The organism is Pantoea sp. NGS-ED-1003, assembly GCF_000738765.1.
Classification (GTDB): Bacteria; Pseudomonadota; Gammaproteobacteria; order Enterobacterales; family Enterobacteriaceae; genus Pantoea; species Pantoea septica.
Map to the genome: position 1 here is coordinate 99,941 of NZ_JPQA01000007.1, position 15,358 is coordinate 115,298.

Here is a 15,358-nt window from a genome sequence, read left to right on the forward strand (position 1 = left end):
CGCCAGGTGATGGGCACCGCATAATGCAGGGAATGTGCAGTTAAACCCACAGGATTATGAGTATATGGGGATGATCGTTCGACATTCAACGTCATGAGAGCGAGAAAAACAAAAGGGGAAAGAATTTTCCCCTTTTTTAATAATATCAACGCCCTTACGCTGGCGAATTATTCGCCAGACGCCTGGGCTTCATGCTTGCCGTAGATAAGCATCGGCTCTGACTGGCCTTCGATAACCGACTCGTCGATCACCACTTTTTCTACGTCTTCCATAGAAGGCAGGTCATACATGGTTTCCAGCAGCGCGCCTTCAACGATAGAACGCAGGCCGCGGGCGCCGGTCTTACGCGACATCGCTTTTTTGGCGATGGCGGTCAGGGCTTCGTCGCGGAACTCCAGCTCGACCCCTTCCAGGTTGAACAACGCCTGGTACTGTTTGGTCAGGGCGTTTTTCGGCTCGCGCAGGATCTGGATCAGCGCTTCTTCGCTCAGCTCGTTGAGCGTCGCGACCACCGGCAGACGACCAATGAACTCTGGAATCAGGCCGAATTTGATCAGATCTTCAGGTTCAACCTGAGAGAGCAGCTCGCCTTCGCTCGCTTTTTCCGACTTGCCTTTTACCGTTGCGCCAAAACCGATACCGGAGCCGGTTTCCACGCGCTGGGAGATCACTTTATCCAGGCCCGCGAACGCGCCGCCGCAGATAAACAGAATCTTAGAGGTATCAACCTGCAAAAACTCCTGCTGCGGATGCTTGCGACCGCCCTGCGGCGGAACGGCCGCCACGGTGCCTTCAATCAGCTTCAGCAGCGCCTGCTGCACGCCTTCGCCGGAGACGTCGCGCGTAATAGACGGGTTATCCGACTTACGCGAGATTTTATCGATCTCATCGATATAGACGATGCCGCGCTGCGCTTTCTGCACGTCGTAGTCGCACTTCTGCAGCAGCTTCTGGATGATATTCTCCACATCCTCGCCCACGTAGCCCGCTTCGGTCAGCGTGGTGGCGTCGGCCATGGTGAACGGCACATCCAGCAGGCGCGCCAGCGTCTCCGCCAGCAGGGTTTTACCGCTACCGGTCGGACCAATCAGCAGAATGTTGCTTTTGCCCAGCTCGATGCCATTGCTGGTATCGCCGTTGCGCAGGCGTTTGTAGTGGTTGTACACCGCAACCGCCAGCACTTTTTTCGCCTTTTCCTGGCCGATAACATAATCATCGAGGTGATGGCGGATTTCGTGCGGCGTAGGCAGCGCGCTACGTTCGCGATGCGGGGCAACTTCTTTAATCTCTTCGCGAATGATGTCATTGCACAGATCGACACATTCGTCGCAGATATACACTGACGGCCCGGCAATCAGCTTACGCACTTCATGCTGGCTTTTGCCGCAAAAAGAGCAGTACAGCAACTTCCCTGAACCGTCTTTGCGCTTATCTGTCATCAGTTAACCTCTTCTTGTTCTCAGGCCATACTGGCGTACGGCGCAGGCCGTGCGAACACGGCCAATATTCATTCAACTCAAACCCGTTTCCCAGTAACTATAGCGTAAGGAGACGGGCAGATGAGTCTTATTCGCGATGTGTCAGGACGGAGTCGACTAAACCATACTCTACCGCTTCACTCGCCGAGAGGAAACGATCGCGCTCGGTATCGCGCTCAATTTCTTCCAGCGACTTGCCGGTATGCTCCGCCATCAGCTCATTCATGCGCTGTTTCACTTTCAGAATCTCTTTCGCATGAATCTCAATGTCGGTCGCCTGGCCCTGATAGCCGCCCAGCGGCTGGTGAATCATCACGCGCGAGTTCGGCAGGCAGAAGCGCTTGCCTTTAGTGCCGGCAGTCAGCAGGAAAGCGCCCATTGAACAGGCCTGGCCCATACAGATGGTGCTGACGTCGGGCTTGATAAACTTCATGGTGTCGTAGATCGACATGCCTGCGGTGATCACGCCGCCTGGGGAGTTGATATAAAGATAGATATCTTTCTCAGGGTTTTCCGCTTCCAGAAACAGCATCTGCGCCACGATCAGATTGGCCATGTGATCTTCAACCTGGCCGGTCAGGAAGATGACGCGCTCTTTCAGCAGGCGGGAATAGATGTCGTAGGAACGCTCGCCGCGCGAAGTCTGTTCAACCACCATGGGCACCAGCGCATTGCGCGGCGCAGTAAATTCACGATCGCCACTGTATGACATTACCGTCTCCTGGATATAGTTCATTGGCTACATTCTGTACCGATTTTCTCTGAAGCGAGCGCGTTCTGCGCAGCTCCGCTTCGTTTCCGACACCTTCAAGGACGGTTAATCAGCCAGTCTAACTCTCTTCTGCATACTCCCTCAATCTGGGGATACTGCCCTGCTGTTTCAAGCATAACAACCTTTTCTCTATTCGCTAACCTGGAAAAAGCGCAACGTGAATAATTTGCCGGTTTATTAAGCGAATAGCAGCGGAAGAGCGCCGATGGCGCCGGAAAAACAAAAAAGCCCGCGACTTTGCAGCCGCGGGCTTAGCACTTCTGGTTAAATCAGCGATCAGGCAGCGGTGGTCTGATTCATCAGTTCCTGGAAGCTGGTCGCTTTCTCAGTCACTTTCGCTTTTTCCAGAACAGCTTCAACCGCCTGCTCTTCGAGCGCGACGTTACGCATGTTGTTCATCAGCTCGTTGTTTTTGCTGTAGAACTCGATTACTTCCTGCGGATCTTCGTAAGCGGACGCCATCTCTTCGATCAGAGCGTTAACGCGTGCTTCGTCAGCCTTCAGCTCATGGGTGCGAATTACTTCGCCCAGCAGCAGACCCACAACAACGCGACGTTTCGCCTGCTCTTCAAACAGCTCGCGCGGCAGTTCCAGCGCTTGCTTCTCGTTGCCGCCGAAGCGCTGCGCAGCCTGGCGACGCAGTACGTCGATTTCGCTGTCGATCAGCGCAGCCGGCACGTCGATGTCGTTGGCTTTCACCAGGCCGTCGATCGCCTGCGTTTTCACGCGGTTGCGGATAGCGCCTTTCAGCTCGCGGTCCATGTTTTTACGTACTTCAGCGCGCAGGCCGTCGATAGAACCATCTTCCACGCCGAAACGCTTGATGAACTCTTCAGTCAGCTCCGGCAGTTCGCGCGTTTCAACTTTCTTCAGCACGATGTCGAACTTCGCGTCTTTCCCTTTCAGGTTTTCCGCGTGGTAGTCTTCCGGGAATTTCACGTCGATAGTGAAGGTTTCGCCCGCTTTATGACCCACGATGCCCTCTTCGAAGCCCGGGATCATACGGCCCTGGCCCATCGCCAGCACGAAGTCAGAGGCTTTGCCGCCTTCGAACTCTTCGCCGTCAACTGAACCGCTGAAGTCGATGGTCGCGCGATCTTCAGCCGTTGCCGCCGCATCGCTCTCTTTCCAGTTAGCCTGCTGCTTGCGCAGGGTGTCCAGCATGGCGTCGACGTCTGCGTCGGTCACTTCCACCAGCGGTTTTTCAACTTCGATGCTGTCCAGACCCTGCAGTTCAACTTCCGGATAGACTTCGAACTCGACCGCGTAGGTGAAATCTTCGCCTTCTTTATACTCGCCCGGCACGTAGTTCGGCGCGCCAGCCGGATTGATTTTTTCTTTGATGATGGCGTCAACGAAGTTGCGCGTCATCAGCTCGCCCAGCACGTCCTGGCGAACAGAAGCGCCATAGCGCTGTGCGATGATATTGGCCGGCACTTTGCCTTTACGGAAACCATCGATACGGACTTTTTTCGCCACTTCCACCAGTTCTTTCTTCACTGCGCTTTCGATGCTGTCAGCGGGGACAGTAATCGTAATGCGACGGCCCAGACCCTGCGTGGTTTCTACTGAAACTGTCATCTTGTTACCTCAAAAAATCGCGTGCTCGGTCAACTTCAGACACCACACATTATGCAATGCGCCGTATCCAACAACCGGGACGGCTTCCATTAAGAGAACCTGATCCCTGTCACCAGAAGCGTCCCGAAGACATTCCGGAAAAATAGACGCAGCATTATAGCGGCATCGCCCTGGTGAGTCGAGGCTGGAAACTCACCACTTTTTAGCGGCTTTGCTGCTTTTTTGCGCCGGAGATCGCGTTTATCGCTAAATAATGAAAAAAAACGGCCCGCAGGCCGTTTTTCAAAAGCGGGAGGAGATCAGGCGAGGGTGCCGGCGCCGCGGCAGTTTGGCGAGGCGAGCACGGTATCCTGCAATCCCTCCCACTCTTTCAGGGTATAGGTATGCAGCGCCAGCGCGTGAACGCTGCCTGCCAGCTCGGCGGCGAGCTCGCCGTAAATCGCCCGGTGGCGCGCCAGAAAGCGCTGACCTGCGAATACGTCGCTGACGATAACCACCTTGAAGTGGCTTTCGGAACCCGCCGGGACATTATGACGATAGCTTTCGTCATGCACTTCCAGATGAGCCGGCTCAAAAGCCAGGCGCAGCTTCTCTTCGATCTGTTCGCGAATCATTGTCTCTTTCCTCAATGGCGAGCGCTGTGCCCCATCTGGTTAAATATTAGTAGGTTTTCAGACGCATCCGCACAAATGTGTGAAAATATTTCCGCCGCCGTCTAAGCCGACCGGCATGATAGCGCAGCGCGACTGCGGGTCAATGCCTGGATTTTTCTTAGCGTATAAAAAAGGCGGTTAGCGCGAATTTCCCCTTCGCAAGGGCTTTTTTCACTGCCGCGCAATGCTATGATGGCCGCAGTTTTTGCAAACCAACCCACAACATTAACGAGAATAAGTATGTTGAAAAAACTGTTATTTCCCCTGCTGGCCGCCTTCATTTTGGCCGGCTGCGCCACCAACAGCAATACGTTGACCATTCAGCCGAAAATCGAGCTGCCGCAGCAGGATCCGAGTCTGATGGGCGTGACCGTCAGCATCAACGGCGCCGATCAGCGCAGCGATCAGGCACTGGCGAAAGTCAACCGCGACGGCCAGCTGGTTACCCTGACGCCATCCCGCGATCTGCGCTTCCTGCTGCAGGAAGTGCTGGAGAAACAGATGACCGCGCGCGGCTATATGATCGGGCCGGAAGGCGCCGTCGATCTGCAGATCGTGGTAAACAACCTCTATGCGGACGTGACCCAGGGCAACGTACGCTACAGCATCACCACCAAAGCGGATATCTCGATTATCGCCACCGCGAAGAACGGCAACAAGCAGGTGAAGAACTATCGCCAGACCTATAGCGTAGAAGGCGCCTTCAGCGCGACCAATGACAAAATCACCAAAGCAGTGAACTCGACGCTGGGCGACGTGATCGCCGATATGGCGCAGGACACCGGCATCAACAACTTCATCAAGCAGAACGCGCACTAATCCGCCGCACTATATGCATGCCCGGCGCGCCGCCGGGCATCGCTTCAGGGTCAGCATGAATCACTATCTTCGCATCTTCACTCAACGAAACGCCGCCGTTTTACTGTTGCTTGGCTTTGCTTCAGGCCTGCCGCTGGCGCTGACCGCCGGCACGCTGCAGGCGTGGATGACGGTGGAAAATGTCGATCTCAAGACCATCGGTTTTTTTTCGCTGGTCGGCCAGGCGTACGTTTTTAAATTTCTCTGGTCGCCGGTGATGGACCGCTTTACGCCGCCGTTTCTCGGCCGTCGCCGCGGCTGGCTGCTGCTGACGCAGCTGGCGCTGATCGCCGGGATTATCGCCATGGGCTTTATGCAGCCCGGGCGCGACCTGACGCTGCTCGCCGCGCTGGCGGTGCTGGTCGCCTTCTGCTCCGCTTCGCAGGATATCGTCTTCGACGCGTGGAAAACTGACGTGCTGCCGCCGGAAGAGCGCGGCAGCGGCGCCGCCATCACCGTGCTCGGCTACCGACTGGCGATGCTGGTCTCCGGCGGGCTCGCGCTCTGGCTGGCGGATCGCTATCTCGGCTGGCAGGCGACCTACTGGCTGATGGCGCTGCTGATGGTGCCAGCGCTTATCGCCACCCTGATGGCGAAAGAGCCCGATACGCGCGCCATCACGCCGCATTCGCTGCGCGAGGCGGTGTCGCTGCCGCTGAAGGACTTTTTTCAGCGCAACAACGCCTGGCTGCTGATCACCCTTATCGTTCTTTATAAGCTGGGCGACGCCTTCGCCGCCTCGCTGACCACCACTTTTCTGATCCGCGGCGTCGGTTTTAACGCCGGCGACGTCGGGCTGGTGAACAAAACGCTCGGCCTGCTAGCGACCATTATCGGTGCCCTCTACGGCGGCGTACTGATGCAGCGCCTGAGCCTGTTCCGCGCCCTGATGATTTTCGGCGTGCTGCAGGCGGTTTCGAATTTCGCCTACTGGCTGCTGGCGGTGACGCCGCCGCATTTATGGAGCATGGCCAGCGCCGTCTTCGTGGAGAATCTGTGCGGCGGCATGGGCACGGCGGCATTTGTCGCGCTGCTGATGACCCTGTGCAACAAGTCATTCTCCGCCACGCAGTTCGCTCTGCTCTCGGCGCTCTCGGCGGTTGGCCGCGTCTATGTCGGCCCGGCGGCCGGCTGGCTGGTAGAGCTCTGGGGCTGGCCTACCTTTTACGCTTTCACTGTGCTGGCGGCGCTGCCCGGTCTGCTGCTGCTGCTGCTCTGTCGCGACACCCTGAACGACGCGCAAAACAGCGAGCGCTTCTTAATGCGCACGCGTTTTGCCGCCGGCTACCGCTGGACCACGCGTCTGTTCTGCATCGGCTGCGCTGTTATCGCGCTCTGGCTGACGACGCTGGCGTGTCAGGCGCTGGGGCTGTGGCGGCTGGAAAACGTGCCGGGCGCGCTGTTCGAAGCCGGTATGGCGCTGCTGGCGCTGGCGGTATGCGGCGGCGTAACGCTTGACTACATCGCGCAGCGGAAAAGCGCGGCGCAGCTGCATTAATTAACAACAGGTATTATTTCACTCCGAAAATGGATCAGGCCGCCCTGACGGGCGGTAAAAGTTAAACTTTGTCATCCAGTGTTATTTTCCTGGAAATATTAAGATCCTGCTTCTGCCTTCAGCGAATATATTAAAAACCGGTGCGCAATTATATTGTATAAATTTCATCACTCAAATGATGCAGATTTGTTAAAGAATTGAGTATCAAAAGTAAGGTTTATTCTTTCCCTGATTTCTTTAAGGATACTTTCATCGGTTTTTGTTATATTAGTGCCAACTGCTTGTCGCAGTTAATAATTTATCACCCCAGGCAACATCTGTGACACCCTTAGCAAAAGGTGTCAACACGCTGCTGACACATCCTTATGCTGGTTTACACTGCATAAACCTTCCCGTAAAATGCGCGCACACTTAAACGACAATAAGCCCTTTGTCATTGAGGTCGTTAAATGAGACTCAGGAAATACAATAAAAGTTTGGGGATTTTGTCATTAATCGCAAGCACTTTGTTAATGAGTGGCTGCGATAATGCGTTGTTAAATCCCAAGGGACAGATTGCACTTGAGCAACGTTCGTTGATTCTGACAGCCTTCGGCTTAATGATGATCGTCGTTATTCCGGCAATCTTGATGGCGGTGGTGTTTGCATGGAAATATCGTGCATCCAACACTGAAGCGAAGTACAGCCCCAACTGGTCGCACTCTAACAAAGTCGAAGCCGTGGTCTGGACCATTCCGATCCTGATCATTCTCTTCCTCGGCGTGCTGACCTGGAAATCAACCCACGCGCTGGAGCCGAGCAAACCGCTGGCCTCTGACGTGAAGCCGGTTGAGATCCAAGTGGTGGCGCTGGACTGGAAATGGTTGTTCATCTACCCGGAACAGGGTATTGCCACCGTTAACCAGATCGCTTTCCCGGCTAACACGCCGGTGAGCTTCAAAATTACCTCTAACTCCGTTATGAACTCCTTCTTTATTCCGACGCTCGGCAGCCAGATCTACGCCATGGCGGGCATGCAGACCAAACTGCACCTGATCGCCAATGAGCCAGGAACGTTCGACGGTATTTCCTCGAACTTCAGTGGTCGAGGTTTCTCTGGTATGAAGTTCAAAGCCATTGCAACCAAGGACGATGCGGAGTTCCAGCAGTGGGTCGCCAAAGTTAAAGCGGCGCCTAACACGCTGACCACTATGGAAGATTTCGAGAAAGTCGCAGTGCCAAGCGAAAATCATCCGGTGGAATATTTCTCTTCAGCGAATCCTGAACTGTTCAAGCAAGTCATCGCTAAGTTCATGACCAGCCACGGGAAGATGGACATGTCTCAGCACGAAGGCATGGACATGAGTCACACCGCTTCCGCGGGAGCCGAGGAATAATACGATGTTCGGAAAATTAACACTGGATGCAGTGCCGTACCATGAGCCGATTATCATGGTTACGGTTGCCGGGATCATCATTGGTGGTCTGGCAATCATCGCTGCCCTAACCTACTTTGGTAAATGGCAGTACCTGTGGTCGGAATGGCTCACCTCCGTCGACCATAAAAAACTGGGTATCATGTACATCATCATGGCGTTCGTCATGCTGCTGCGCGGCTTTGCCGATGCCATCATGATGCGTACCCAGCAGGTAATGGCTTCCGCCGGGGAAGCCGGCATACTCCCGCCGCATCACTACGACCAGATCTTTACCGCGCACGGCGTGATTATGATCTTCTTCGTGGCGATGCCTTTCGTCGTGGGTCTGATGAACATCGCGGTGCCGCTGCAAATCGGCGCGCGTGACGTTGCCTTCCCGTTCCTGAACAACCTGAGCTTCTGGTTTACCGCGGTCGGTGTGATCCTGGTTAACCTGTCGCTGGGCGTGGGCGAGTTTGCACAGACCGGCTGGCTGGCCTATCCGCCGCTGTCAGGCGCGGAGTACAGTCCTGGCGTCGGGGTCGATTACTGGATCTGGAGTCTCCAGCTTTCCGGTATCGGGACCACGCTGACCGGCATCAACTTCTTCGTGACCATTCTGAAGATGCGTGCGCCGGGCATGGACCTGTTCAAAATGCCGGTATTTACCTGGGCTTCTCTTTGCACCAACGTCCTGATTATCGCCGCGTTCCCGGTTCTGACCGTGACCCTGGCGCTGTTGACGCTTGATCGTTACCTTGGCTTCCATTTCTTTACCAATGATATGGGCGGTAACATGATGATGTACGTCAACCTGATCTGGGTTTGGGGCCATCCGGAAGTGTACATCCTGGTTCTGCCGGTGTTTGGCGTCTTCTCTGAAGTCACTGCGACCTTCTCGAAAAAGCGTCTGTTTGGCTACACCTCGCTGGTGTGGGCGACCATCGCCATTACCGTGCTGTCGTTCATCGTCTGGCTGCACCACTTCTTCACTATGGGTGCGGGCGCGAACGTTAACGCCTTCTTCGGCATCATGACGATGATCATCGCGATTCCGACCGGCGTGAAAATCTTCAACTGGCTGTTCACCATGTACCAGGGCCGCATCGTGATGCACTCTGCCATGCTGTGGACCGTAGGCTTCCTGGTCACCTTCTCTGTAGGTGGTATGACCGGCGTTCTGCTGGCGGTGCCGGGTGCGGACTTCGTGCTGCACAACAGCCTGTTCCTGATTGCGCACTTCCATAACGTCATCATCGGCGGCGTGGTATTCGGCTGTATGGCTGGCGTGACCTACTGGTTCCCGAAAGCCTTCGGCTTTACCCTGAACGAAACCTGGGGCAAACGCGCCTTCTGGTTCTGGATCATCGGCTTCTTCGTTGCCTTTATGCCGCTCTACGTTCTGGGCTTCATGGGTATGACGCGTCGTCTGAGCCAGGATATCGACCCGCAGTTCCACTCTCTGCTGGTTATTGCGGCCGTCGGTGCAGGCCTGATCGCTTGCGGTATCATCTGCCAGCTGACCATGTTCTACGTCTCTGTGCGTGACCGTCATCAGAACCGCGATCTGACCGGTGACCCGTGGGGCGGTCGTACGCTGGAGTGGGCAACCTCTTCACCGCCGCCGTTCTACAACTTTGCCACTATCCCGCATATCCACGAGCGCGACGCGTTCTGGGAAATGAAAGAGAAAGGCGAAGCGTACAAGCAGCCGGCGAAATATGAAGAGATTCATATGCCGAAGAACAGCGGCGCGGCTATCGTCATCGCTGCCTTCGCCACGGTATTCGGTTTTGCCGCAATCTGGCATATCTGGTGGCTGGCTGGCCTCTCCTTCCTGGGCATGATCGTGACCTGGATTGTGAAGAGCTTCGACGAAGACGTGGACTACTACGTTCCGGTTGCCGAGATTGAGAAGATCGAAAAGCAGCACTTTGACGATATCAGCAAAGCGGGTCTGAAATAATGTCGACTGAAACTCTGACAAAACACCACCACGACGCCCATGCGGAGCATGGGCATCACGATGCGGGAGCCAATAAAGTCTTTGGCTTCTGGATCTACCTGATGAGTGACTGCATTATCTTCGCAACCCTGTTTGCGACCTATGCAGTTATGGTCAACAGCACTGCCGGTGGCCCGGCAGGCAAAGACATCTTCGAACTGCCGTTCGTTCTGGGCGAAACAGCGCTGCTGCTGCTGAGCTCCATCACCTACGGCATGGCGGTTATCGCCATGAACCACGACAAGAAGAGCTCAGTCCTTAGCTGGCTGGCGCTGACTTTCCTGTTTGGTCTTGGCTTTATCTGCATGGAGATCTATGAGTTCCATCATCTGATCGAAGAAGGCTTCGGCCCGAATCGCAGCGGCTTCCTGTCAGGCTTCTTTACCCTGGTAGGCACCCACGGTCTGCACGTTACCTGCGGCCTGATCTGGATGCTGGTGCTGATGTTCCAGATTGCCAAACGTGGGCTGACGTCGACTAACCATACCCGTATCCTGTGCCTGAGCCTGTTCTGGCACTTCCTGGATGTGGTCTGGATCTGCGTATTTACCATTGTCTATCTGATGGGAGTCATGTAATGAGTCATTCAGCTAACGGAAACGTCGTTCCGCACAGCAGCGTGAAGTCCTACATGATCGGCCTCATCCTCTCCGTCATCCTGACCGGTATTCCGTTCTGGATGGTGATGAGCGGTGGGTCATCTCAAGGTATGACCCTGGGCGTCGTAGTTGCCTGCGCAGTCATCCAGGTCGTTGTTCACCTGATCTACTTCCTGCATCTGGACACCAAGTCCGAAGGCGGCTGGAACATGGTAGCCATCGTCTTCTCGGCGATCATTATTCTGATCGTCGTAGTTGGCTCGCTGTGGATTATGTGGAACCTCAACTACAACATGATGGTTCACTAAAGAGTCGCGTAATGATTAAGCAATACCTGCAAGTAACAAAACCAGGAATTATTTTCGGGAATTTAATTTCTGTGATCGGCGGATTTTTGCTGGCTTCAAAAGGCAGCATTGATTACGCCCTGTTTCTCGCCTCGCTGATCGGCGTGTCGCTGGTTGTCGCCTCAGGTTGTGTTTTCAACAACGTGATCGACCGCGATATCGACGTAAAGATGGAGAGAACCCGGAATCGAGTGCTGGTTAAAGGCCTCATCTCCGCGAAAGTAAGCCTGATTTATGCTACCGCGCTAGGTATTGCTGGCTTTGCGTTGCTCTACTTTGGTGCCAATCCGCTGGCCATGTGGCTGGCGGTCATGGGCTTTGTGGTTTACGTCGGCGTTTACAGTCTCTACATGAAGCGTCACTCGGTTTACGGGACGCTGATTGGCAGCCTGTCTGGCGCCGCGCCGCCGGTGATCGGCTACTGCGCCGTCACCAACCAGTTTGATGCCGGCGCGCTGATCCTGCTGGCGATCTTTAGCCTGTGGCAGATGCCGCACTCCTATGCGATTGCTATCTTCCGCTTCAAAGATTACCAGGCGGCGAACATCCCGGTACTGCCGGTGGTGAAAGGCATCTCCGTGGCGAAGAATCATATTACGCTCTACATTCTGGCGTTTATGATCGCCACGCTGATGCTGTCGCTGGGCGGCTACGCGGGCTATAAATATCTGGTGGTCGCGGCGGCCGTGAGCGTATGGTGGCTGGGAATGGCGTTGTCAGGTTACAAGACCTCGAACGATCGTGTCTGGGCCCGTAAGCTGTTCGTCTTCTCTATCGTGGCTATCACCGCGCTGAGCGTCATGATGTCGGTGGACTTTATGGCTCCGGCGTCAAAAGATCTGCTGACCTACGTGTGGTAATGCCGCACTGCCATGCATGCTAAGGGCGCGATTTCGCGCCCTTTCTTTTTGTTACCACTTCTTAAACACTATTATTTTACCCGCCCTGCCCTGCTCCCTAAAATAGATACGGCAAACTTACAGAGGTTGGAATGAACGATAATAAAATGACGCCGGTGGAGCTCCGCGCCACATGGGGTTTGGGCACGGTGTTTTCCCTGCGTATGCTGGGCATGTTTATGGTCCTGCCGGTATTAACCACTTACGGCATGGCTCTTCAGGGTGCAAGTGAAACGCTTATCGGCCTGGCAATCGGCATCTACGGTCTGGCGCAGGCGATCTTTCAAATCCCCTTCGGCCTGATGTCTGACCGCATCGGCCGTAAGCCGCTGATCGTCGGCGGCCTGCTGCTGTTTGTTCTCGGTAGCCTTATCGCCGCGACCACTACCTCTATCTGGGGCATTATTCTCGGCCGCGCGCTGCAGGGCTCCGGCGCGATCGCCGCCGCCGTGATGGCGCTGCTCTCTGATTTAACCCGCGAACAGAACCGCACCAAGGCGATGGCCTTTATCGGCATCAGCTTCGGCGTCACCTTCGCTATCGCGATGGTGGTCGGTCCCATCGTTACCCACGCGCTCGGCCTGCACGCGCTGTTCTGGATGATCGCCATTCTCGCCTCGCTGGGTATCGTGATTACCCTGCTGGTGGTGCCGAGCGCGCCCGGCCATGTGCTGAACCGCGAATCGGGCATGGTGAAAGGCAGCTTCCGCAAGGTGCTCGGCAATTCGCGCCTGATCAAACTCAACGTCGGCATTCTCTGTCTGCATATTTTGCTGATGTCCAGCTTCGTCGCCCTGCCCGGCCAGTTCGAGCAGGCGGGTCTGCCCGCCGCCGAGCACTGGAAAATCTATCTGGTGACGATGCTGATCGCCTTTGTCGGCGTGGTGCCCTTTATTATCTACGCCGAGGTTAAGCGCCGCATGAAGCGCGTATTCGTCGCCTGTGTCGGCCTGATCGTTATCGCAGAGATCGTGCTGTGGGGCGCGGCGGGCCATTTCTGGACGCTGGTGATCGGCGTGCAGCTCTTTTTCTTCGCCTTTAACCTGATGGAGGCGATTCTGCCGTCGCTGGTGAGCAAAGAGTCGCCGGCGGGCTATAAAGGCACGGCGATGGGGCTCTACTCCACCAGCCAGTTTATCGGCGTGGCGATTGGCGGCAGCCTCGGCGGCTGGGTGTTCGGCCATTTCGACGCGCAGACGGTGTTCCTGGTGGGCGCCATCGTGGCGGCGCTCTGGCTGTTCGTCGCCATGACCATGCAGGAGCCGCCCTACGTCAGCAGCCTGCGTATCGTGTTGAGCGATAACGCGCTGGCGGTGCCGAATCTGGAACAGCGTCTGAAAGCACAGCCGGGCGTATCGGCAGTGCTGATCGTGCCGGAAGAGAAAAGCGCCTATATCAAAATCGACAGCAAGGTCACCAGCCGCCCCGAGCTGGAGGCGCTGCTGGCAAGCAGCTAAACGCGGGCTTTAGAACTGAGACAAAAGAACCGGCTTTGCGCCGGTTCTTTGCTTTTCACGCCTGCGTTAAAGTGACATATCCACCACGATCCGCCCCTCGATTTTTCCAGCGTGCATACGCTCAAAGATGGCGTTGATATGACTCAGCGGCTCGACGGCAATGGTGGCTTTCACCTTATGCCGTCCGGCAAAATCGAGCGCCTCCTGCAAATCTTTTCTGGTGCCAACGATAGAGCCGCGCACCGTGATACCGTCCAGTACCATATCGAAGATAGAGAGATCGAACTTGCCCGGCGGCAGCCCGTTAAGCACCATGGTTCCGCCACGCCGCAGCGTGCCGATGGCCTGTTCAAACGCCGCAGGTGACACGGCGGTGACCAGCGCGGCATGTGCGCCGCCGAACTGCGCGTGAAACACCTCTGCCGGATCGTCTTTACGTGCGTTCACCACCACGCTGGCGCCGAGGCGCTGCGCGAAAGTCAGCTTGTCATCGTCAACATCTACCGCGGCGACGTTTAGCCCCATCGCCACGGCATACTGGACAGCCAGATGGCCCAGTCCGCCGATACCGGAAATAACTACCCAGTTTCCGGGCCGGGCCTCCGTCATTTTCAAGCCCTTGTAGACCGTTACCCCGGCGCAAAGGATCGGCGCAACCTCGGCATAATCGAGGTTATCAGGCAAAATGCCGACATAGTTGGCATCGGCCAGGCAATACTCCGCAAAGCTGCCGTTAACCGAATAGCCTGCATTCTTCTGTTCATGACAGAGCGTCTCCCAGCTATCAAGGCAGTGCTCGCAGTGCCCGCACGCCGAGTAGAGCCAGGGCACGCCAACGCGATCTCCCAGCTTAAGATGCGTGACATTAGGCCCTACCGCAACCACCTCGCCGACCCCTTCATGACCGGGAATAAAAGGCGGTACAGGTTTGACGGGCCAGTCGCCCTGCGCCGCATGGAGATCGGTATGGCAGACGCCGGTCGCCGCGATTTTGACCAGTACCTGCCCCGCGCCAACTTCTGGTATTGGCACCTGCTCAATAACCAGCGGTGCACCAAACGCCTTAACCACGGCAGCTTTCATCATTTTCATGACTTCTTTCTCCTGTTGAGGGTTTCATCAAGAGAGTTGCACACCTTTGCGGGTAAGCATATTGATTTAACGCAGAGGGAAGGGGAAACAAACGGGGCGAGAGAGGCGATAAGCAAAGCGTGCAGCAGTTTAGCTGCCGCACGCTTTAAGAGGATTAATCGCGGAAGTTCTTAAACTGGAACGGCTGGCCGAGATTGCCGCCGCGCACCAGCGCCATCGCGCTCTGCAGATCGTCGCGCGATTTGCCGGTAACGCGCAGCGATTCGCCCTGAATCTGCGTCTGCACCTTGATCTTGCTGTCTTTAATCAGCTTCACGATCTTTTTCGCCACTTCGCTCTCAATGCCCTTTTTCATTTTGGCATCGACGCTCCAGCTCTTGCCGCTGTGCTCGATCTCCTCAGGGATATCGAGCGCGGCGCCCTCAATGCCGCGCTTGAGCATCTTTTCGCGCAGCATATCCACCAGCTGTTTCACCTGAAAATCGGACTCGCTGGTCACTTTGATGGTTTCATTCTTTTCGTTGAGCTCGAAACTGGCGCTCACGTTGCGAAAATCGAAGCGGGTAGTTAATTCACGGTTGGCGTTTTCGACCGCGTTGCGGACTTCCTGCATGTCGATTTCTGAAACGATATCGAAAGATGGCATCTCTTCTTCTCCTGACGCTAAAGTGACATGCATAATACGCGTCTTGCCGCACTAAACAAAATCAGGCTGCGCACAA

At 55.7% G+C, this 15,358-nt stretch carries 14 protein-coding genes; 8 read left to right on the forward strand and 6 right to left on the reverse strand.

Going from position 1 to position 15,358, the window contains the following annotated elements; translation table 11 throughout:
- Window positions 1-167 precede the first annotated feature (167 nt).
- The 4 genes from clpX to bolA all read right to left on the reverse strand — a co-directional run bounded on the left by clpX (window position 168) and on the right by bolA (window position 4,445).
- A complete protein-coding gene (gene clpX / locus JS46_RS15000) occupies window positions 168-1,439 on the reverse strand; it encodes an ATP-dependent protease ATP-binding subunit ClpX (RefSeq protein WP_033752707.1) in 1,272 nt (423 codons plus the stop codon).
- Window positions 1,440-1,566: 127 nt separating this feature from the next.
- Complete coding sequence (gene clpP / locus JS46_RS15005) at window positions 1,567-2,190, reverse strand: ATP-dependent Clp endopeptidase proteolytic subunit ClpP (protein ID WP_033752709.1); 624 nt, start codon at window positions 2,188-2,190, stop codon at window positions 1,567-1,569.
- A gap of 336 nt (window positions 2,191-2,526) precedes the next feature.
- Window positions 2,527-3,831, reverse strand: coding sequence for a trigger factor (gene tig, locus JS46_RS15010; RefSeq protein WP_033752710.1), 1,305 nt, complete (start codon window positions 3,829-3,831; stop codon window positions 2,527-2,529).
- A gap of 299 nt (window positions 3,832-4,130) precedes the next feature.
- Window positions 4,131-4,445, reverse strand: a complete 315-nt coding sequence (gene bolA, locus JS46_RS15015) for a transcriptional regulator BolA (RefSeq protein WP_033752711.1) — start codon at window positions 4,443-4,445, stop codon at window positions 4,131-4,133.
- Between the two features lie 279 nt (window positions 4,446-4,724).
- On the opposite strand from bolA, the gene JS46_RS15020 reads away from it, so the two are divergent.
- The 8 genes from JS46_RS15020 (at window position 4,725) to JS46_RS15055 (ending at window position 13,544) form a co-directional block, all read left to right on the forward strand.
- Complete coding sequence (locus JS46_RS15020; RefSeq protein ID WP_033752713.1) at window positions 4,725-5,303, forward strand: lipoprotein; 579 nt, start codon at window positions 4,725-4,727, stop codon at window positions 5,301-5,303.
- A gap of 55 nt (window positions 5,304-5,358) precedes the next feature.
- On the forward strand, window positions 5,359-6,840 hold the full coding sequence (gene ampG, locus JS46_RS15025) for a muropeptide MFS transporter AmpG (protein ID WP_033752714.1): 1,482 nt from the start codon (window positions 5,359-5,361) through the stop codon (window positions 6,838-6,840).
- Between the two features lie 449 nt (window positions 6,841-7,289).
- Window positions 7,290-8,216 carry a cytochrome o ubiquinol oxidase subunit II gene (gene cyoA, locus JS46_RS15030; protein WP_033752715.1) on the forward strand — a complete coding sequence of 309 codons (927 nt, stop codon included), beginning with the start codon at window positions 7,290-7,292 and terminating at the stop codon, window positions 8,214-8,216.
- Window positions 8,217-8,220: 4 nt separating this feature from the next.
- Window positions 8,221-10,203, forward strand: a complete 1,983-nt coding sequence (gene cyoB / locus JS46_RS15035) for a cytochrome o ubiquinol oxidase subunit I (protein ID WP_033752717.1) — start codon at window positions 8,221-8,223, stop codon at window positions 10,201-10,203.
- Window positions 10,203-10,820, forward strand: coding sequence for a cytochrome o ubiquinol oxidase subunit III (locus tag JS46_RS15040; RefSeq protein WP_033752718.1), 618 nt, complete (start codon window positions 10,203-10,205; stop codon window positions 10,818-10,820). The genes cyoB and JS46_RS15040 overlap by 1 nt, the downstream gene beginning before the upstream one ends.
- Window positions 10,820-11,149 (forward strand): cytochrome o ubiquinol oxidase subunit IV, encoded by a 330-nt coding sequence (locus JS46_RS15045; protein ID WP_033752719.1) that lies wholly within the window; start codon window positions 10,820-10,822, stop codon window positions 11,147-11,149. The genes JS46_RS15040 and JS46_RS15045 overlap by 1 nt, the downstream gene beginning before the upstream one ends.
- A gap of 11 nt (window positions 11,150-11,160) precedes the next feature.
- Window positions 11,161-12,048, forward strand: coding sequence for a heme o synthase (gene cyoE, locus JS46_RS15050; protein ID WP_033752721.1), 888 nt, complete (start codon window positions 11,161-11,163; stop codon window positions 12,046-12,048).
- Window positions 12,049-12,179: 131 nt separating this feature from the next.
- On the forward strand, window positions 12,180-13,544 hold the full coding sequence (locus JS46_RS15055; protein WP_033752722.1) for an MFS transporter: 1,365 nt from the start codon (window positions 12,180-12,182) through the stop codon (window positions 13,542-13,544).
- A gap of 66 nt (window positions 13,545-13,610) precedes the next feature.
- On the opposite strand, the gene adhP is transcribed toward JS46_RS15055, so the two are convergent.
- The gene (gene adhP / locus JS46_RS15060; protein ID WP_033752723.1) at window positions 13,611-14,636 is read right to left on the reverse strand and encodes an alcohol dehydrogenase AdhP; all 1,026 of its coding nucleotides are present in this window, start codon (window positions 14,634-14,636) and stop codon (window positions 13,611-13,613) included.
- A 154-nt stretch (window positions 14,637-14,790) separates the two neighbouring features.
- On the reverse strand, window positions 14,791-15,282 hold the full coding sequence (locus JS46_RS15065; RefSeq protein ID WP_033752724.1) for a YajQ family cyclic di-GMP-binding protein: 492 nt from the start codon (window positions 15,280-15,282) through the stop codon (window positions 14,791-14,793).
- Window positions 15,283-15,358: the final 76 nt, after the last annotated feature.